The sequence below is a fragment of the Christiangramia aquimixticola genome (genome assembly GCF_048285835.1).
Lineage (GTDB): Bacteria > Bacteroidota > Bacteroidia > Flavobacteriales > Flavobacteriaceae > Christiangramia > Christiangramia aquimixticola.
Genome location: NZ_JBLVTL010000003.1, coordinates 149,677 through 169,704, shown reverse-complemented (window position 1 = coordinate 169,704; position 20,028 = coordinate 149,677). Strand labels below are relative to the sequence as shown.

The window sequence follows — 20,028 nt, the reverse complement described above, 5'->3', positions numbered from 1 at the left end:
GAACAAACCAAAAGCCAAACTTAAAGTGGGTGATCGTGTTCGGCTGGAAGATGGGAAAGCCGTGGGTACTATCGATACTATTGAAAAAGGAAAAGCGGTGGTTAATTATGGAATGTTCACGACCTCAGTTGGCATGGAGCAGCTGGAACTGGTACAGGCAGCAAAAAAATAACATAGATGGAAATCCCTGAAAACAAGAAGATCATATTATTTGATGGAGTATGCAACCTTTGCAATAACTCGGTTCAATTTATCATTAAACATGATAAAAAGGATGTCTTTAGATTTGCGGCATTACAGAGTGAAACGGGGAAACAGCTGTTGCAGGACAGAGGTCTGGATCCTGAAGAATTAGATTCCATCATCCTTATCGAACCCGGAGTAGCCTATTATAAAAAATCCACCGCAGCACTTGAAATTTCAAGAGACCTTAGCGGTGGATACTTTTTATTGAAAAACTTTTTATTCCTTCCAGAAACTATGCGTGATGGCATCTATGATATTATTGCTAAAAACAGATACAAATGGTTCGGGAAAAAGGACAATTGTATGATCCCAACTCCCGAGCTTAAAGCCAAATTTCTGGATTAGACTTCTACAGATTTTGAAGTAACCTCATTATTATTTTCCGGATGATAATCGTCATCCCATTTCTTCACGTTTGGAGGCCCCATCATATTTACTGATTTTGCTACCATTAAAGAAACAGCAGCATCTCCTGTTACGTTAACCGTTGTTCGGCACATATCCAATGGCCTGTCAACAGCAAAGATCAATGCAAGTCCGGCCTCAGGAATTCCGGCCTGGGCCAGTACAATAACCAGCATTACCATTCCCGCTCCGGGTACAGCAGCCGATCCTATGGAGGCCAATGTAGCGGTCATAATTATCCCCAGTTGGGCTCCTAAGCTAAGATCCATTCCAAATGCCTGCGCGATAAATACTGCTGCAACCGCCTGATAAAGACTTGTCCCATCCATATTAATGGTTGCTCCAATAGGAAGCACAAAACTTGTCACTTCTTTACTTACTCCCATATGCTCTTCTACTCTTTCCATAGTTACAGGAAGCGTAGCAGCACTGGAACTGGTAGAAAATGCCAGAAGTTGTGCCGGTCCAATTCCATTAAGGAAGAATGAAGGGGTATTTTTTGTAAATACCCAAACCAGGAGGATATACACTCCAATCATCAATGCCAAACCAATTAGTACAGTTAATGCATACATAGCCAGAGCGGCGAAAAGGTCGGCACTTGGAGATTCCACAATAAGTGCTGCAAGTAGCGCAAACACCCCGTAAGGAGCGGCCAGCATAATAAGATCGATAAGTTTAAGGATCACCTCATTGAACCCATCGAAGAAATCTTTTACCGGTTTCGCGGTCTTCTCAGGAATTAAGATCAAACCGAGTCCGAAGAAAATTGCAAAGAAAATTACCTGCAACATATTCCCGTTATCACTGGCCGCTGCAAAAATATTGCTTGGAACCAGATCTTCCAGAGCTTGTAAAGGCCCGGCATCCTTTTGTTTTTGAGCATCAGAAATTCTTACAGATGCATCACCTTCATAACTCGCTATAAGGTCACTACGGGTTTCTTCAGAAATTGCTTTTCCCGGTGCTATAAGATTCACCATTAGCAAACCAATACTTACTGCTATAACCGTGGTAATTACATATGTAGCTATGGTACGGGTTCCCATTTTGGATAATTTGGAAATATCCTTAAGGTCTGAGATCCCTTTAATTAATGATGCCAGGATCAATGGCACTGCAATAAGTTTTAAAGAATTGATAAAAATATTACCAAAAGGTTTTATCCAGTCACCTACGAATTCTGCTCCCCAGCTAAAATTCGTCATAAGTAAACCAAAAGCGACCCCGGCAGCCATTCCTATAAGTATTTGCCAATGCAGTGCTAGATTTTTCATATTCTTAAGTTCTAAATTTAGATTTTGGATATTTTATTCAAAAGATAATAATCTGCTAATACAAGTGCAGCCATGGATTCAACAATAGGTACTGCTCTTGGAACCACACATGGATCATGTCTTCCTTTACCTTGCATCTCCACCATCTCTCCCTGCTGGTTTAGGGTGGTTTGCTTCTGCATAAGCGTAGCCACAGGTTTAAAGGCAACCCGGAAATAAATATCCATGCCATTTGAAATTCCTCCCTGTATTCCCCCGCTCAAATTGGTTTTAGTAGAACCATCCTGATTAAACTGGTCGTTATGTTCGCTACCTTTCATGGTAGTACCTTTAAAACCGCTACCGTATTCAAAACCTTTTACAGCATTGATGGATAGCATCGCCTTTCCCAGTTCTGCATGAAGTTTGTCGAATACAGGTTCACCCAATCCTATGGGAACATTTTTTATCACACAATCTACTATTCCACCAACCGTATCCCCTTCACTTCTAATCTTTTTAATATAGGATTCCATATCGGCAGCCAGGGAAGGATCCGGACAACGAACCGGATTCTTTTCAATTTCTGAAAAGTCCAGGTCGTGGTAAGGTTTGGTAAGCTCCAATTTTCCAACTCCTGAAACATAAGCTGTTATACTGATATCCTGAAGTAATTGTTTAGCAACACTTCCTGCAACTACTCTACAGGCAGTCTCACGGGCAGAAGATCTTCCTCCGCCCCGGTAATCTCTTACGCCATATTTTTCTGAATAGGTATAATCTGCATGGGAAGGCCGGAAAGTGTATTTGATATGAGAATAGTCCTTGGACTTCTGGTTGGCATTTTTAATGATAAAACCAATGGGAGTACCTGTACTTAAACCTTCAAAGATTCCGGAAAGAAATTCAACTGTATCCGGCTCTTTACGTTGAGTTACAATGGCCGATTGCCCCGGGCGCCTTCTGTTTAAATCGTTTTGAACCTTTTCCGTATCAATTTTAAGACCGGCGGGACATCCATCGATCACACCTCCTATGGCAACTCCATGGGATTCCCCGAAAGTGGTTAACTTAAAAACAGTACCAATAGAATTTCCCGGCATTTAATCGATTTTGAACAAATGTAAATTTTTAAGAAGATATTTGAAAGTTGATTTCTATATAATCACTATCAGCCTTCATTAGTTTGGTTAACTAAATTTCAGCAAGTCTTCCAATTTACAAACATTATTACCCTTATTTTTTCTCTACCTAGGATAAAATGTCATTTTTAGCCATCTGCACCTTCTTTTTTCAAATTTCTGTTCACCTTTGCCAGAAGGGTTTCCATATCGAAAGGTTTTGCAATGAAGTCTATGGCTCCAACAGATTTACATAACTCCTCCACATTATGTAATGCAGACATCATAATTACCGGAACATGAGCAACCTCAGGATCGCTCTTCAATTCTGAACAAACATCTGTTCCATCTACTCCCGAAATCAATTTATCAAGAAGAATAAGCTCAATATCGTTCTTGATAATATTTTCTTTAGTTTCCTTGGGTTGCTGGGATACAATAACCTTATGGTCTGAAAATTCAAGGATATCCTTGAGCATAAACCCAATGGTTTGATCATCATCGACAATTAAAATCTTTGCCATATTTAATTTTGATTTAGGGGCAGGGTAAAAGTAAATTCAGAACCTTCACCAAGTGTACTATTAACAAATATCCGTCCGTTATGACGTTCTATAATTTCATTGGATAAATAAAGACCAATTCCAAAACCTGCATAGGTTTCATCGTTATTTCCAGATATCCTGTAAAATCTTTTAAAGATTTGCTGCTGTTCTTTTTCATCAATTCCAATTCCAAAGTCTCTGACGCTAACAGCAACATTATTTTCATCTTCCCTAAAAACCTTAATTTCCACCCGATTGCTATCTGGCGAATATTTTAGGGCATTATTTACAAAATTGATAATAACCTGACCAATCCTGTCACGATCTGCCATCACCTTACACTCGCATTCATGTTCGATCTCTATCTGGATATCTGTATTAGTATATGTGAGATCTTCCACAATATCTTCCACCTGTTTATTAAGGTCGAAAGTTGTTAATTGCAGTTCCATTTCATTCTGCTCAATGCGAGAAAGATCAAGCATTTCTGAAATTAGCCTAATCAACCTGTCCACCTGGCTTTCAATTCTGTTTAAATAAGGCTTAACCGGCATATTTTCTATATCGGTTTTTTCTTTCGCCATAATGGATAATAGCAACTGAACATATCCTTTAATAGAGGTTACCGGAGTTTTTAATTCGTGGCTAACCAGTTTAAGGAATCCCTCTTTCCGTTCTTCCTCTTCTTTTAATTTCTGAATCTCGGTACTGGAAGTCAACCAGGAGGTTATTTCACCGTCCTCATCAATAATTGGAGTGGTTCTGGCAAGATGCCACTTATAATCACCATTTTTATCTTTAATCCTGAGCTCCAGTTCCAATGGATTACCTGTTTTTAGCATTTCCTGTACCTGAGAAACTACCTCCTCCCTTTCACTAGGATGAATTAACATGTCCCAATGTTCAGAAAGCATTTCTTCTAACGTTTTACCGGTATAATCCAGCCAGCTCTTGTTATAAAAAGTAGCAAATCCTTTAGGGTCTGTAGCACCAATTTTGTGAGGCATAAAATTTACAAGGTGGCGAAATTCACGCTCGCTTTTTCTGATTTTTTTATTAAGAAGTGCTTGTTGAGTAACATCATTTGCAATTACAGAAACACCTTCAATTTCACCTCTTGAATTTCGTTGAGGCTGATAAATAAAATCAAAATATCGGAGAATTAATTTGCCGTTTTTCTCATGTTTAATGGGTCTTTCCTTGGCAATGTATGGCTCCCCTGTTTTATAAACATTTCTAAAAAGTTCCGGCATACCCTGTTTTTTGATCTCAGGTAAAACCTCGAATAATGATCTACCTTCAACATTATTTCCTTTCCCCCATACCTTTTTAATGGATTTATTGGCAGTTTCAATGATCATGTCCGGACCACTTAAAATTGCCATTAGGGAGTTAGAGGAGTGAACAAGTTCCTTATATTTTTGTTCACTGTCTTCCAGCTTTAATTCGGCTTTTCTTTTTTCGGTATTATCTTCAATTGATAAAAGGATATAACCTTTATCAGCATCATCAAGACTTATAAGATGTGCGTTAAGGCTTAAAAAATTTGTAGTTCCTGTTTTCTCAAATTTGATTTCCTGATGAATAGAATCTGTGGCTGAAGATATTAGAGGTTCAAGCACCTTTTGAGATTGAAGAACCTCCCACTGATTATTATCAATTTCAAATAAATTTTTACCCTTTGGATCTTCATTTTCTTTTCCAAAGGCCTGCTGATATTTATTATTAGCGAAAACTACTTTTAAGTCCTGATCCAGAATTAAAAGTGGACAGTGAATAAAGTCTAAAACAGACTTTTCCATCTGGTTAAACTCAATTAAAGCTTTATAATTTGTATTCGAAGACTCCCGGGAAGTGGAAGACTCCAATTCCTTAATCCTGTTTTTTGCCTCTGCCAGCTCATTTTCAAGCTGTTGAATTCTTAATTTATAATCCATTCGATCCTATGCAGGATTAATCTAATTATTAACCTATTCTTATTGGGCCTAAATTTAATATTTTGACAATGTTTAAGGTCAATTTTTGTATAGCATTAACAAAAAATTGCAATTAATCTTTTATAAGAGCGTGATAAAGTATGCTTACCGGATGTAATGCATTTTTACCGGTCCCGTCTTTAATTTGATGTCGGCAACTGGTTCCATTTGCAGCTATAATCGTGCTTCCGGAAGCTTTCCTTATAGCAGGAAATAAAGAATTCTCTCCAATTCTCATACTAACCTCATAGTGCTCCTTTTCATATCCAAATGACCCGGCCATTCCGCAACAGCCTGAAGGAATGATGGTAACCTTGTAATTTTCGGGTAAGTTGAGCATATCAAAAGTTACTGCAGTATTAGATAAAGCTTTTTGATGGCAATGTCCATGGATTTTGACTGTCGCCATTTTGCGGGTAAACTGGTCCTGTTTTATATTTTCTAAGGAAATTTCCTGTTTTATAAATTCTTCGATAAGAAACGAGTTTTTCGCAAGAATGGTAGCTCCTTCTTTATCATCTGCCAGTCTCAAATATTCATCTCTAAATGTTAAGATTGCCGAAGGTTCAATTCCCAACAAAGGTGTCTCCGCATTAATTAACTCTTTAAATATGCTTACATTCTTATTAGCAAAATTCTTTGCCTGTTGCAGGAATCCTTTAGAAATATGACTTCGTCCACTTTCGGGATGGTCCATTATGTTCACTCTATATCCCAACCCGGTTAAAAGATGAATTGCATCCTTCCCAACCTGAACATCCAGATAATTGGTGAATTCATCAAGGAATAGATAAACTTGCTTAATTGGGTTTTCAACTTCAAACTTTCTTCGATTATTTTCACAATAATCCCGTAAAGTTGTTTTGGCAATTACCGGTAACTCTCTTTGGCTGGCCACACCCAATACTTTTTTGGTAATTCCTGAGGTTATCCTGTTCGTCATTATAAACCTGGAGATTCCAGGAATTTTTGAAGCCAATTCATTTTGCCTGGTAATATTTGCAAAGGCCTTTTCCCGTAATGTTGGTTTATTTGCTTTATGATACTGATATTGAAATTCAGCTTTAAGAGCCGCCATATCAACATTGGACGGACATTCACTTTTACAGCCTTTACAGCTTATACAAAGGTCAAGCACCTCTTTTAATTCAGGATGATCGAATTTATTTTCTTTTGGAGAGCTGGTTAAAAATTCCCTTAAAGCGTTTGCTCTGGCCCTGGTGGTATCCTTTTCATCCCGAGTTGCCCTGTAACTTGGACACATGGTACCTCCTGCTTCAACAGACTTCCTGCAATCACCACTTCCATTACATTTTTCAGCCAGCCGCAGAACTCCGTCAGCATCAGAAAAATCCATAAGAGTACTAATTTCAGGTTCTGCTCTGTCGGGTTCATATCGCAATGAAGTGTCCATAGGAGGAGCGTCAATGATCTTACCCGGATTGAAAATATTATCAGGATCAAAAGTGAATTTGACCTCCTTTAATAGTTCATAGACCTTTTTACCGAACATTAATTCGATAAACTCCGCTCTTACTCTACCATCCCCGTGTTCCCCACTTAGGGAGCCATTGTACTTCTTTACGAGTTTGGCGACAGCGAGAGTAATTTCCCTGAACAACCGAATATCTTCAGATTTTTTCAAATTCAGGATTGGGCGTAAATGGATTTCTCCCGCCCCCGCATGGGCGTAGTAAACTGCCTGTTGACCATACTTAGCCATGATTTCAGTAAATTCTGAAATATATTCAGCTAAGACAGGAAGGGCAACCGCTGTATCTTCAATACAGGCTACAGCCTTCCGGTCCCCTTTCATATTCCCTAATAAGCCAAGCCCGGCTTTTCTTAATTCCAGAGCAAGTTCAATATGTTCATCATATAGAACAGGATAAGCATACCCGAGTCCGGAAGACCTGAGGGTTTCCAGTAAATTCCCGACCATTGTCTGCAATTCGATTTCTGAATCGGCTCTGAGTTCAAGCATTAAAATTGCTTCAGGATCCTTTTCAATAAAAAACCTGTTATCCTTATATTTTAAATTTTCCCGGGTGCAGTCAAGGATTACCTTGTCCATCATTTCGCAGGTATAGAGCGAATGTTCCATCGCCGGTACTACAGCCTGCATACAGGCATCTATTGAAGCATAATGAGCTGCAACCATAGCCCGGTGAACCGGAGGAAGTTCATCAAGTTTTAGCGTGATTTCGGTAATAAACGCCAGGGTGCCTTCACTTCCCGCGATTAGTTCGCAAATGTTGAAGTCTCTTTTGGAATCTAAAAATATGGAGGTGGTTAAAAGATCATCCAGGGCGTAACCTGTATTGCGACGATGCAGGGAGGCAGGAGGATAATTCGCAAGTATAGCCTGCTTATTATCTGTATCACTTAATTGTTTTTTAAACAGTCGGTAAATATCTCCTTCAAGATTATCCAGTTTTAATTTCTTCTCAAATTCTTCCGCAGTGAGTTTTTTGAATTCAACTTTACTACCGTCACTAAGAATAGCCTTAATAGAAACCACTTTTTCCCGGGTAGTTCCATATTTTATTGAGGTAGTTCCGCTGGAATTGTTTCCCACCATCCCTCCTATCATACATCTGTTGGAGGTGGAAGTATTAGGTCCAAAAAACAAACCATGCTTTTGTAATTGCCGGTTGAGATCATCTCTAATAACGCCTGGCTGAACGGTTACGGTCTGGTTTTTAGGGTTTACCTTGATTACGTCTGTAAAATGCCGGGAAACATCCACCACAATTCCATCACCGGTACATTGCCCGGCAAGAGAAGTACCGGCTGTTCGGGGAATAAGGGATGTTTTATTTTCGCGGGCGAAATTAATAAGACTTATAATGTCCTGCTCATTCTTTGGAATACATACTGCCAGAGGAATCTCCCTGTAAACCGAAGCGTCTGTGGCGTATATGGTTTTCCTTAGATCATCATAATACAGCTTCCCGTTAATCTTCGAAGAAAGCTTATGTAATGCATTTTTCAGTTTCATACTCAAATTTAGCAGTTTTACTGAACAGCGCTTAACAGAATCTTAATTAATATTAACAATACATTTACTACGTACAACGTTTTTGTAATTGAATTCGAACTAAATTTGTCAACCTAAAAACGATCAAACATGAAAAAAATAGTTCTATTTACAGCTTTAATAGTTGGAGGAATTTTCGCCAGTGAAACTCAAGCTCAGCAAATTTCCGATAATGCAATCGGTTTACGCGTAGGTGGAGGTAACAGCTATGGTGCTGAAGTTTCTTATCAACGTGCTTTACAGGGGAACAACCGTCTGGAATTGGATCTTGGCTGGAGAAATGACAGTCATTATGACGCTATCAAATTAGTAGGTCTTTACCAATGGGTTTGGAATATCGAAGGCGGATTTAACTGGTATGCCGGTGCAGGTGCAGGTCTGGGAAATTATGATGACAATAGACATGGTGATTATAATGACGGAATTTTTGCTCTAATTGCAGGTAACGTTGGAATTGAGTATGATTTTGATTTTCCGCTATTGTTATCTCTTGACTTTAGACCAGAGATAGGATTCTCAGATTATAGTCAACATAGTGATTTCACTCCAGATGTTGCTCTTGGGATAAGATACCAGTTCTAAGTAGAAAAAGTCTTTAAATAAAAAAGCGAAGCTTCATAAGGCTTCGCTTTTTTTTATGCTTTAACTAAAGCTTTATCGTACAAAGCTTCATACATGGGAACGATCTTATTAATATCAAAATTCCCGGCTGTTTCTCCGGCCTGACGTTTAAATTTGTCTAATACCGAATTGTCTTCAAGAATTGAGATAGCGCTTTGGGCCATTGACTCCACATCTCCTACATCATGTAAATAACCGGATACACCGTGAATATTAACTTCAGGCAATCCTCCTGAATTAGAAGAAATTACAGGTACTGAGTGAACCATAGCTTCAAGGGCTGCCAAACCAAAACTTTCTGTTTCTGAAGGCAATAAAAACAAGTCTGAAAAGCATAAGATCTTGTCGATCTCATTGCTTTCTCCCAGAAAAAGTACTTTATCCTGAATTCCGAATTTCTGCACAAGTTCTTCTGCAGTTTTACGTTCAGGCCCCTCACCCACCATCATCAATCTGGCACTAACTTTCTTTTGAACTTCATTAAAGATCTTTACCACATCGTCAATTCTTTTCACCTTCCTGAAGTTACTTACATGAGTAATGATCTTCTCATCTCTGCCTGCCATCATTTCTCTTTGACAATCGGTAAATTTTTTCTGCTGAAATTTTGAAACATCTATAAAGTTTGGGATCACATTGATCTCCTTTTTTATGTCAAAAAACTTAAGGGTATCTTCCTTTAGGCTGGTTGAAACTGAAGTAACATGATCACTGTTATTGATACTAAAAGTTACTGCAGGTTTATAAAAAGGATGGTTACCAACCAGAGTTATATCAGTTCCGTGCAGAGTGGTAACCATAGGAATATGGATTCCTTCCTCCTCCAGCATTTTTTTAGCCATATAACCGGCATAGGCATGAGGAATTGCATAGTGTACGTGAAGTAGCTCTATTTCATATTTCCTTATCACATTTACAAGCTTGCTACTTAAAGCAAGTTCGTATGGCTGATAGTGAAAAAGTGGATATTCAGGAACATTTACTTCATGAAAGCAAATATTACTCGATATGGTTTCGAGTCTTACAGGCTGTTTGTAGGTCACAAAATGAACCTCATGTCCTCTTCTGGAAAGGGCGAGACCTAACTCTGTAGCAACAACTCCACTTCCCCCGAAGGTTGGATAACAAACAATGGCAATCTTCATCTATTAAAAATCTATAGCTTCGTAAATAACTTTTTGAATCTCAGACCTGATATCCTCCCGAATTAATTGACGGTTATTTGAATCAGGATAGGTTCTGTTAGACAAAAATACGTAAACAATCTCTTCTTCAGGATCGGTCCAGGCAAAGGTTCCCGTAAAACCGCTATGTCCAAAACTGGTCATAGATACACAATTACAGGTTGGCCCGGATTCTTTAAGCTGAGGTTTGTCGAACCCAACTCCACGCCTTACATCATTTTTGCAGTAATAACAGTTATTATAACGATCTATGGTTTCTTTATTGAGGAATTTATGGTCTCCGTAAGTTCCACCGTTCAAATATGTTTGCATGATCTTGGCAACATCGTTCGCCGTACTGAATAAACCTGCGTGGCCACCAATACCACCCTGCATAGCCGCACCCTGATCATGAACGTATCCTCTCACCACCTGCTTTCTCCATAAATCATCAAATTCTGTAGGGGCGATTTGCAAGCTATCAAATCTTGTTCTTGGCAAATAACCGGTATAATTAGCTCCAAGAGGTTTGTAAAGTTGCTCCTGAGTAATGTTCAGCAAAGATTGATTATGGTATCCTTCGAGATAATATTTTAAAAGATAATAGGGCAGATCACTATACTTATAAGCCAGTTTTCTCTCCAGTTCACTGTCCTTTATAGTTCTAATGATAGTATCGCTAATATCCCTGCGGATAAACATATTATTTGCTACCTGAGTATTAAACTCTTCTGAAGGAGTGCTTCTGTAAAAATCCTGAGATAATTCACCTGTTTTAGGATCAATAGTGGAAATATAAAAAGGAATCCATGCCTGAAGTTTTGCATAATGCATAAGCATATCCTGCAGCCTGATTTTTTCTTTGTTGGATCCTTTGAATGAAGGTATCAACTCCCCAAGTTTTGTATCAAAACTAAGCACTTTCTCTTCGTCAAGCTGCATTACCAAAGGTAAAGTGGCCAGAATCTTTGTAAGCGATGCAAGGTCATAAACCGTAGTATCGGTTACAGGAAATTCCTTTTCATAAGTTTGATATCCAAAATTCTTCTGGTAAACAACTTTCCCTTTACGAGCCACAAGTATCTGGGCGCCGGGAGTCATTTTTTGATCGGTAGCATAATTAATGATACTATCGATTTTTTTAAGCTTATGCGAATTCATTCCAACCGTTTCCGGTTTTCCGTAAGCCAGTCGGTTAATATCCTTTGTGATAAAACCTGTTCCAACGGGGAATTCATTCCTGATGCTAACCGGCAGTTTCGCTTTAGCTGAAGCCGCACCAAAAATGATCTGAGCTACTTTTTGCTGAGCTAAAGGATGGTTTTGATATCCAACAATAATTCCTTCAAGATTTGCAAAGCTCTTAAGATCAAGCAACGCATAAGGCCTGCTGAATAAAGAAAGTATGGTCTTATTCTTTCTGCCAATCTCATGAAGCCACATAACTTCCTTATCTGTAAACTTATAAGAAGCCCACGGGCTCGAATTGGATTTATGAAAACCTACGATCACCAGATCATACTTTTCAAGCTCTTCCAAAAGTTCTGAAATTCTGGATGCTTTTACCCAGTCAACCTGAGTATATTTTTTTAACTGCTCTAAAAATGGGCTCCCATCATCATCCCCAAAATTCACATAGGCAACCTTTTTCTTTTCAAGATCTTTAACCGGTACTACCCCTCTGTTATTCTTAATAAGCGTCGCAGCATTTTCAAATAACTGTTCCAGTAAAGCCTCATTTTTGGCTGTATAAAGCTCTTCAATTAAATAGCCTGTTTCAATTGGTTTAAATTGATGTAACCCGGATTTATACTTAGCGAATAATATTTTTTTAACAGATAACTCCAGTCTTTCATTACTAATTATTCCACGGTTAACGGCATCAATAATGCTTTGAGACGCTTTGCCAATATCTTCACTCATCAGCAAGATGTCATTACCGGCTAAAAATGCTTCCAGGTCTACTTCTCCTGGTTTTCTGCCTCTGGAAACTCCCTTCATATCAAGAGCATCTGTAAATATCAAACCATTGAATCCAAGTTCTTTCTTTAAGATATCGGTTACAATTGTGGAAGACAACGATGCAGGTTTACCATTCTCAGCTTCCAGCTCAGGAACATTTAAATGTGCAACCATAACACTGCTTAAACCTTCGGGGATAAGTTTTTTGTACGGGAACAATTCAACTTCATGAATCCTATCAGAAGAGAAATTAATTGTGGGAAGTGTTTTGTGCGAATCTGAATCGGTATCACCATGTCCGGGAAAATGCTTGGCACTACTTAAAGCTCCTTCACGGTGCATCCCGCGCATAAAAGCCAGGGATTTTTCCGTTACATTGATCTTATCCTCTCCAAAGGATCTGTTCCCAATTATAGGATTATCAGGATTTGTATTAATATCCACCACCGGGGCGAAATTGAAATGTACTCCAAGTCTTTTGGTATGTTTTGAAATAGCAGCTCCGGCTTCTTCCACAAGTTTATTATCCTGGATTGCTCCCAAAGTCATATTCCAGGGTAAGGCATAAGTGCTGTCCAGGCGCATGGCCAACCCCCATTCAGCATCCATTCCAATCAACAATGGAACTCTGGACATCTTCTGAAATTCGTTGGTTAGCTGAGCTTGTTTTACCGGTCCACCTTTGGAGAATATCAGTCCACCAATATGGTGCTCTTTTATTAATTTCCTTATTGAATCGGCTTCATTATCGTTCCTGGACCAGATACTCGCCATAAACAACTGGCCTACCTTTTCTTTTAAATCCAGAGATTGATATACACTATCCACCCATTTTCGCTGAGCCGGATAATCCTTAGTAAACAATGGACTTTTACTTTGAGCAAACCCTGAAAAGGAGATAAGCAGTAATAGTAAAAATGAATAAAACGTTTGGAGCTGTTTCAATTTCATTATTTCATAAAACGGTTATGCCAGCTTTGAGAAGCGGGAACTTCCCATTGGGTAAGATATTCAGCTTTATTATTAACCAGATTATTAAAAACAATGGTATTAGGGGAAACCGCCTTATCCTTGGCCATTTTCCTGAAATCGGTTAAACTTTTATGAGCTATGAATTCTCCCTGTTTATAGGAAACATTCATTTTATCGAGAAGATCTACGTTATACTCCTGCTCCAGCTGCTGAATAAACTGAACGGAAGCGTCTATGGAACAACCGGTTGCAGCATTAAGTTCCTGATCAAGAGCAATGGTAATAAATCTTTTATATTTTATTTCGTAGGATGCTTTAAGGTCGGCGCCGTGAGCAGTCCATCTGGCAATAAAATTTTCAAGTTTTTCAGAAATTTCCTGAATTTCCTGTTCGGTGAAAGATCTGTTCGCCTGATAAATCCAAACTCTTGAACTATCCGGCAAACTTTCAAATGGTACTAACATAAGGGCTAAAATTGAATTGAGACAAATTTAATTTATTTAGCCTTCAGGTCAAATAGACTACCCTCTTTTAACTTTTGAAATTTTCACTAAAGATCCTTAGCGTTGGCGATCATTTCGGCAACATCCATAACCTCGATGCTATCTTCTTTTTCCTTGTTTTTTACACCATCTGTCATCATGGTATTACAAAACGGACATCCGGCAGCAATGATCTCCGGTTCCACCTCCAAAGCCTGTTCTGTACGCGCTACGTTGATATCTTTATTACCCGGCTCAGGTTCTTTAAACATTTGTCCACCTCCTGCTCCACAGCAAAGACCATTCTTTTTGCACTTACGCATCTCCACAAGCTCTACTTCCAGTTTTCTTAAAAGATCTCGGGGAGCTTCGTATTCGTCATTAGCTCGACCTAAATAACAAGGGTCGTGGAAAGTAATTTTCTTTCCTTTAAATTTTCCTCCTTCAACTTTCAAATGACCTTCATTTAAAAGAGCTTTAAGAAACTGGGTATGATGCATAACCTCATAATTCCCACCCAGCGCAGGATATTCATTCTTAAGTGTATTAAAACAATGAGGACAGGCGGTTACCACCTTTTTGATCTCATAACCGTTAAGAACTTCAATATTGGTTGCTGCCTGCATCTGGAACAAAAATTCGTTCCCGGCACGTTTGGCAGGATCACCGGTGCAGCTTTCTTCAGTTCCAAGAACAGCAAAATCAACTTTTGCCTGATGCAAAAGCTTTACAAAAGCTTTGGTTATTTTTTTTGCCCGGTCGTCAAAACTTCCAGAACAACCTACCCAGAATAAAACTTCCGGTTTTTTACCTTCTGCCATATATTCGGCCATTGTAGGTACCTTAAGTGCTTCTGCCATATCGCTGATCTTTATCTTTAAACTAAATTTTTATTATTTTTCTTGTGCCCAGTTAAGTCGGTCCATTTGATTATATGGCCAGGGCGCTCCGTTATTTTCAATATTGGTCATCGCAATGGACAGTTCATTTGGCGCCGCACTCTGCTCCATTACCAGATATCTTCTCATATCAAGGATAATAGACAAAGGATCGATGCCTATAGGACAGGCTTCAACACAGGCATTACAAGTAGTACACGCCCACAGTTCTTCTCTGGTAATATAGTCATCCAGTAATTGCTTCCCGTCATCTTCGAACTTACCATTTTTGTTGATGATCTCTCCAACTTCCTCTACCCTGTCGCGGGTGTCCATCATTATCTTTCGGGGAGATAATTTTTTACCGGTTAGATTGGCCGGGCATTCTGAAGTACATCGACCACATTCTGTACAGGTATATGAATTAAGTAACTGCACCTGGTTAAGATCGAAAATATCTGAAGCACCAAATTTTTCAGGTTCTCCTTCATCCTCACCTTCAGCCGGTGCCGCAAATGGATCGGCATTTGGATCCATCATTAGTTCTACCTCTTTCTTTACAGCTTCAAGGTTATCCATCTCACCTTTAGGGGTAAGTTTTGAAAGATACACGTTTGGAAATGCAAGTAAAATATGCAGGTGCTTAGAATAATAAAGATAATTTAAGAAAAATAGTATCCCTATAATATGAAGCCACCAGGCAGCTCTTTCGATAATGATCAAAGTACCGTTACTCATTCCTTCGAGAATAGGAAGAAGAAACTGGCTGATAGGAAAACTACCCATGATCCCGGCTTCAGAAGCATAATGATCTGCTCCGTTAAGCTGTAATTGATAATCTGTAGCATTCATTATAAGAAACAATGCCATAAGAACCATCTCGAAATAGAGAATATAATTAGCATCATTCTTAGGCCAACCTTTTAATTCGCGACCCAGAAATCTATAGATATTGAGGAAATTTCTACGTAACCAGAAAATGATCACTCCAACAAGCACAAGGAATGCAAGAACTTCAAAACTGGCAATCAAAACATTATAAAAACCTCCCATAAAGGAGAAAATTCTATGTGTTCCAAAAATACCATCGATGATGATTTCAAGGACCTCAATATTTATAATGATAAATCCAACATATACTATTATATGAAGAAAACCGGATACCGGTCTCTTTACCATTTTACTTTGACCCAAAGCAATTCTGGCCATTTTGGCAAATCTCTCTCCTGAATTATCTGAGCGATCTACTTCTTTTCCCAGTTTAATATTCCGGATTAATCGTTTGATATTTCTGGCAAAAAAGCCAATTCCTGCCACAAGGGCAATTACAAAAAGGATTTGCGCAACTATTTGCATGGTTGGTTATTTTAAGGAATCTTTAGGCGGATCGTAATCTCCCGATTTTTTACCGAACACAGAGAAGTGTACGTATCTCTTTGGATTAAGTTTTATGTCCTGTAATAATTGTTCAAGTTGCTTAGTTGCTCTGTCCAGGTTATTATAAACCGCATCATCATTGATCAATTTTCCTGCGGTTCCATTTTTACTGTTCAGCTTATTGGTAATTCCTTCAAAATCGGCAATAACCTTTTCAAGATCACTGGTGATCTTCCCGATATTCATTTGAGAAAGAGTATCAGAAAACTTATTCATGTTGGTGGACATTTCATCAAGATTAGTGAAAGTCCTGTCCAGTTTTTGCGAATTTCCTTTTACAATCCCCTGCAATTCATCTGCCGTAACCTTAAAAGAAGCAACGGTTGCATCAAGATTTTTAAAAGTTCCGCGGATATTGTTACGGGTTGTATCGTCAAGGATTTGGGTAATAGCAGTTAACATCGAGTCGGCGCTAACTATTGTATTTTCAAGTTTGTTTTGAAGCGGAGTAAGCTTGTCGTTCACAAGTTCCATGATACCTTCTTCCTTGTTTCCTTTAAGAGTATCTCCGGATTCTGCCCATGGCACAGATTTATCATAGTCTGGTACGATCGCAAGCGATTTACCACCAATAATACTACCACCGTAAATATTAACGGTACTGCTTTTAGAAAATTTGAAGTCGTTCTTAACTGTGAATGATACAACCAGGGTTCCGGAATTATCCTTGAACTGGATTTTACTTACCTGTCCTACTTTTAATCCATTTATGGTAACATCTGAAGAAGGCGACAAACCTTCAACATCATTATACTCAGCATAAAAGATTCTATTTTCAGCTAACAGGTTCTCTCCCTTAAGAAAACTGTATCCAAACACTAAAATAACTATCGCAACGATAGCTAACACGGCAGTTTTCACCTCTCTGGTATATCTCAAAAGCAAGTTTTTAAATGTATACGGACAAATTTAGAAATAAAAATAGAAAAGCTGTTCTAATTGAGCTTAGATTTTAACGCGTCATTAACCGTTATCTTTTGCTCATTCTTAAATGCGACAATATAACTTGACGGGTATCCCTTTTTAATTGCTTCCTGATGAAGCCTTTGGATTTCCAGATAATCTGAAGTTTCTCCATAATAGTACTTAAAGAGCTTTCCTTCTTTTTCCCGGTCAACATTTTTAAGACCTTTAAAATTATATGGTTTGGTATCCACTTTTTTCGATCCCGCGGCCAGCTGAATTCTAAATACTACATCCCGGTAAATCTGAGGTGCGGGTTTAGAATATAACTTATCCCCAGCTTCAGGCTTTTGACTCACCACTTCGTCCAGGATATCGAGGTTGATGGTTTTACTGTATTCCAGGATCGCATTGGATATCGCCCTGGCCATGTCATCCCTCCCTCGAGAACTGTTAAGGTAAGGCCCCTCCTCATTATTAGTAAGGAATCCTGTTTCTACCAAAACACTCGGCATATAGGTCTGGTGCAGGACGATCAATCCCATTTGTTTAACTCCCCGGTTCTTTCTTTTAAGAGTATGAGTAAATTCTTTCTGAACAAGATCTGCCAGCAGTATACTTTGATCAAGGTATTCTTCCTGCATTATAGTTAAACCTATAGTAGATTCAGGAGAATTAGGATCATATCCGGCATAAGTCACCTCGTAATTATCTTCGAGGTAAATTACCGAGTTTTCCTTTTTAGCAACTTCAAAATTGGTCTCATTTCGGTTTAGCCCTAAAACAAAAGTTTCGGTTCCGGAAGCCTGGGAATTATGAGAATTACAATGTACAGAGACAAACAGATCTGCATTTGCCTCATTGGCGATGCGGCCACGTTCAAAAAGTTCCACGAACACATCAGTTTTTCGCGTGTAAACAACTTTAATGTTCTTATATTTTTCAAGCTCTTCGCCAATTTTTAAAATAATACTTAGAGCAATGTCTTTCTCCTTATATCCATTCCCCATATTTCCGGGATCTTTACCACCATGGCCGGCATCCAGAACCACCACGAATTCTTTTAAATTGGGTGGCACTTCAGCAGAATAAGTGGTAATAGAATGACCTATTAAAAGGAGTGTGAATACGAAATGTTTAAGTAAGTTCGTTCTCATAAAAAGCTAACGCTTATGTGGGGTGAATATTTTATTACTATTTTTTCCAGTAGTCTCAAAAGTCACCTGAAAAAATATATGTAATTTTGGTTTTGCAAAAAACAAGCCAATCCGTACAAAAATAGCACTTAAAGCATTGCAAACAAATATCCCGAATACACTTTTTTGCTTAGTTTTCACGCTGTTCTTTTCCCTTGTTCTGTATCCACAGGAAGTGGAAACCACGTCGCTACCGGTAGAAGCCGTAAAGGATTCGGTAACCCCTGTTCCAGAATTTAACACAATTGCTCAACCTTTGGTGGAGCAGGATTCCATTAAAAAAGATTCCGTAAAAAAACCTCAGTTTCTTACCGACATTGTGGATTATAAGGCTACAGATTATATGCGCATTAGTCCAAAAGAGGATAGAATGTATCTGTATAACGAGGCCAGGATAGAATATGGCGACATGATAATTGAGGCTGGTCTTATAATAATCGACAATAAAAAAAATGAAGTAAGAGCCTACGGGATCCCCGACTCTTTGGGAAATTACACTCAGGCTCCTGTTTTTACTCAGGCCACACGTAAAGTTGAACCGGACTCCATTCGCTTCAATTTTAAAACCGAAAGGGCGCTCGTATATAATTCCAGAACTGAAGAAGCCGATTTTAAGGTAAAAGGAATGGTGACCAAGCGGGAGAACGATTCGGTTTATTTTATGAAAAATGTGAAATTCACCACATCTGAAGATATAGATGATCCTGAATATTTCTTTTACGCCAGAAGGATAAAATTTGTTCCTGAGAAAAAGATCGTTTCCGGCCTGGTTAATATGTACATAGCCGATGTTCCTACACCTCTTGGACTTCCATTTGGATATTTCCCCTTGACAGATGAAGAAACTTCTGGTTTCATAATTCCGTCTTTTGGAGATAGTCAATACGGTTACAATCTTCAAAATGGAGGTTATTATTTTGCAATTAGCGATTATGTAGATCTTCTTACTTTAGGGAGTTATTATACCAATGGGTCCTATACCCTGGAATTTTCTTCTAATTACGCCATGCGCTATAAATACAGAGGAAATGCCCGGGTACGGTATGAGAAACTTTTTAATAGTGAACGGGGTTTCCCTAATTTTAGTGAAAGATCCTCCTATAACATCCAATGGACACACAGCCAGGATGCAAAAGCTAATCCAAGCTCAAGGTTTTCAGCTTCAGTAAACCTTGGTAGCAGTGAATATTATGCTGAATCGATCAACCAGTCCAATACAGGAAATTACCTGAATAACACCTTAAGTTCTTCGGTTTCCTATAGCAAAACATTTCCCGGAGAACCTCAGGTAAATCTAAGTCTTGCCGCGAGACATTCTCAAAATACGCGGACAGGAGTGGTAAACTTAAGTTTACCAACCCTTCAGGTAAGTATGTCCAGAATATATCCATTTGCACCCTCAGGCGGTGCCAAAAAAGGAATGTTTGAAAACATCAATTTACAATATAGCCTCCGTGCAGAAAATCAAATGAACACGGTTGACTCTTTATTTTTTAAGCCGGAAATGTTCAGGGATGCCCGACTGGGCGCTCAACATTCCATTCCGTTATCTACGAATTTCAAACTATTTAAATTTCTTAGTGTTTCCACAGGTACAAGTTTCGAAGAAACCTGGGTTTCCAGAACATTTGACAGATCCTTTGACCCCGTACTTGATGAAGTAGTAGTTGATACCATTAATGGATTTGATTCTTACAGGACCTATAATTTTAATGCCAGTATGGGAACCACCATTTATGGTATCAAAAATTTTGGAAAGGATAAAAAGATCCAGGCTATCCGGCATGTAATGAGACCTTCTATTAACTACAATCTTAATCCCGGA

General features: G+C 38.7%; 16 protein-coding genes. 4 read left to right on the top strand and 12 right to left on the bottom strand.

Features of this window, described 5'->3' with window-relative positions; all coding sequences use genetic code 11:
- Nucleotides 1–172: hypothetical protein (locus ACNKXV_RS07640; RefSeq protein ID WP_417907419.1), on the top strand; the 172-nt coding region annotated here is incomplete at its 5' end.
- A gap of 5 nt (nucleotides 173–177) precedes the next feature.
- Nucleotides 178–591, top strand: a complete 414-nt coding sequence (locus tag ACNKXV_RS07635; RefSeq protein ID WP_417907124.1) for a thiol-disulfide oxidoreductase DCC family protein — start codon at nucleotides 178–180, stop codon at nucleotides 589–591.
- Here ACNKXV_RS07635 and ACNKXV_RS07630 read toward each other — a convergent pair.
- The 5 genes from ACNKXV_RS07630 to ACNKXV_RS07610 form a co-directional block, all read right to left on the bottom strand.
- Nucleotides 588–1,928 (bottom strand): dicarboxylate/amino acid:cation symporter, encoded by a 1,341-nt coding sequence (locus ACNKXV_RS07630; protein ID WP_417907123.1) that lies wholly within the window; start codon nucleotides 1,926–1,928, stop codon nucleotides 588–590. The two genes, ACNKXV_RS07635 and ACNKXV_RS07630, sit on opposite strands and share 4 nt — an antisense overlap.
- Before the next feature lie 17 nt (nucleotides 1,929–1,945).
- Nucleotides 1,946–3,010, bottom strand: a complete 1,065-nt coding sequence (aroC, locus tag ACNKXV_RS07625; RefSeq protein WP_417907122.1) for a chorismate synthase — start codon at nucleotides 3,008–3,010, stop codon at nucleotides 1,946–1,948.
- 167 nt (nucleotides 3,011–3,177) lie between these two features.
- Nucleotides 3,178–3,552 carry a response regulator gene (locus ACNKXV_RS07620; protein WP_417907121.1) on the bottom strand — a complete coding sequence of 125 codons (375 nt, stop codon included), beginning with the start codon at nucleotides 3,550–3,552 and terminating at the stop codon, nucleotides 3,178–3,180.
- Nucleotides 3,553–3,554: 2 nt separating this feature from the next.
- A complete protein-coding gene (locus ACNKXV_RS07615; protein ID WP_417907120.1) occupies nucleotides 3,555–5,510 on the bottom strand; it encodes a PAS domain S-box protein in 1,956 nt (651 codons plus the stop codon).
- 112 nt (nucleotides 5,511–5,622) lie between these two features.
- A complete protein-coding gene (locus ACNKXV_RS07610) occupies nucleotides 5,623–8,550 on the bottom strand; it encodes an FAD-binding and (Fe-S)-binding domain-containing protein (protein WP_417907119.1) in 2,928 nt (975 codons plus the stop codon).
- Nucleotides 8,551–8,679: 129 nt separating this feature from the next.
- Here ACNKXV_RS07610 and ACNKXV_RS07605 point away from each other — a divergent pair, with 129 nt between their 5' ends.
- Complete coding sequence (locus tag ACNKXV_RS07605) at nucleotides 8,680–9,171, top strand: hypothetical protein (RefSeq protein ID WP_417907118.1); 492 nt, start codon at nucleotides 8,680–8,682, stop codon at nucleotides 9,169–9,171.
- A 53-nt stretch (nucleotides 9,172–9,224) separates the two neighbouring features.
- Here the strand turns inward: ACNKXV_RS07605 and bshA are convergent, their stop codons facing one another.
- From bshA to ACNKXV_RS07570, 7 genes are all read right to left on the bottom strand, one after another.
- The gene (bshA, locus tag ACNKXV_RS07600) at nucleotides 9,225–10,355 is read right to left on the bottom strand and encodes an N-acetyl-alpha-D-glucosaminyl L-malate synthase BshA (protein WP_417907117.1); all 1,131 of its coding nucleotides are present in this window, start codon (nucleotides 10,353–10,355) and stop codon (nucleotides 9,225–9,227) included.
- A gap of 3 nt (nucleotides 10,356–10,358) precedes the next feature.
- On the bottom strand, nucleotides 10,359–13,286 hold the full coding sequence (locus ACNKXV_RS07595; protein WP_417907116.1) for a glycoside hydrolase family 3 N-terminal domain-containing protein: 2,928 nt from the start codon (nucleotides 13,284–13,286) through the stop codon (nucleotides 10,359–10,361).
- Complete coding sequence (locus ACNKXV_RS07590; RefSeq protein WP_417907115.1) at nucleotides 13,286–13,771, bottom strand: ABC transporter ATPase; 486 nt, start codon at nucleotides 13,769–13,771, stop codon at nucleotides 13,286–13,288. The genes ACNKXV_RS07595 and ACNKXV_RS07590 overlap by 1 nt, the downstream gene beginning before the upstream one ends.
- Before the next feature lie 86 nt (nucleotides 13,772–13,857).
- Nucleotides 13,858–14,649, bottom strand: a complete 792-nt coding sequence (locus tag ACNKXV_RS07585; protein ID WP_417907114.1) for a (Fe-S)-binding protein — start codon at nucleotides 14,647–14,649, stop codon at nucleotides 13,858–13,860.
- Nucleotides 14,650–14,682: 33 nt separating this feature from the next.
- Complete coding sequence (locus ACNKXV_RS07580; protein WP_417907113.1) at nucleotides 14,683–16,023, bottom strand: 4Fe-4S dicluster domain-containing protein; 1,341 nt, start codon at nucleotides 16,021–16,023, stop codon at nucleotides 14,683–14,685.
- Between the two features lie 6 nt (nucleotides 16,024–16,029).
- A complete protein-coding gene (locus ACNKXV_RS07575; RefSeq protein WP_417907112.1) occupies nucleotides 16,030–16,983 on the bottom strand; it encodes an MlaD family protein in 954 nt (317 codons plus the stop codon).
- A gap of 56 nt (nucleotides 16,984–17,039) precedes the next feature.
- Nucleotides 17,040–18,164 (bottom strand): N-acetylmuramoyl-L-alanine amidase family protein, encoded by a 1,125-nt coding sequence (locus ACNKXV_RS07570; RefSeq protein ID WP_417907111.1) that lies wholly within the window; start codon nucleotides 18,162–18,164, stop codon nucleotides 17,040–17,042.
- 136 nt (nucleotides 18,165–18,300) lie between these two features.
- On the opposite strand from ACNKXV_RS07570, the gene ACNKXV_RS07565 reads away from it, so the two are divergent.
- The coding region (locus ACNKXV_RS07565) for a putative LPS assembly protein LptD (RefSeq protein ID WP_417907110.1) at nucleotides 18,301–20,028 on the top strand (1,728 nt) is incomplete at its 3' end.

Excerpts from the sequence above, each read along its gene's own strand:
- ACNKXV_RS07635 (WP_417907124.1), top strand. The coding sequence starts at position 178 with ATGGAAATCCCTGAAAACAAGAAGATCATATTATTTGATGGAGTATGC.
- ACNKXV_RS07630 (WP_417907123.1), bottom strand. The coding sequence starts at position 1,928 with ATGAAAAATCTAGCACTGCATTGGCAAATACTTATAGGAATGGCTGCC.
- aroC (WP_417907122.1), bottom strand. The coding sequence starts at position 3,010 with ATGCCGGGAAATTCTATTGGTACTGTTTTTAAGTTAACCACTTTCGGG.
- ACNKXV_RS07620 (WP_417907121.1), bottom strand. The coding sequence starts at position 3,552 with ATGGCAAAGATTTTAATTGTCGATGATGATCAAACCATTGGGTTTATG.
- ACNKXV_RS07615 (WP_417907120.1), bottom strand. The coding sequence starts at position 5,510 with ATGGATTATAAATTAAGAATTCAACAGCTTGAAAATGAGCTGGCAGAG.
- ACNKXV_RS07610 (WP_417907119.1), bottom strand. The coding sequence starts at position 8,550 with ATGAAACTGAAAAATGCATTACATAAGCTTTCTTCGAAGATTAACGGG.
- ACNKXV_RS07605 (WP_417907118.1), top strand. The coding sequence starts at position 8,680 with ATGAAAAAAATAGTTCTATTTACAGCTTTAATAGTTGGAGGAATTTTC.
- bshA (WP_417907117.1), bottom strand. The coding sequence starts at position 10,355 with ATGAAGATTGCCATTGTTTGTTATCCAACCTTCGGGGGAAGTGGAGTT.
- ACNKXV_RS07595 (WP_417907116.1), bottom strand. The coding sequence starts at position 13,286 with ATGAAATTGAAACAGCTCCAAACGTTTTATTCATTTTTACTATTACTG.
- ACNKXV_RS07590 (WP_417907115.1), bottom strand. The coding sequence starts at position 13,771 with ATGTTAGTACCATTTGAAAGTTTGCCGGATAGTTCAAGAGTTTGGATT.
- ACNKXV_RS07585 (WP_417907114.1), bottom strand. The coding sequence starts at position 14,649 with ATGGCAGAAGCACTTAAGGTACCTACAATGGCCGAATATATGGCAGAA.
- ACNKXV_RS07580 (WP_417907113.1), bottom strand. The coding sequence starts at position 16,023 with ATGCAAATAGTTGCGCAAATCCTTTTTGTAATTGCCCTTGTGGCAGGA.
- ACNKXV_RS07570 (WP_417907111.1), bottom strand. The coding sequence starts at position 18,164 with ATGAGAACGAACTTACTTAAACATTTCGTATTCACACTCCTTTTAATA.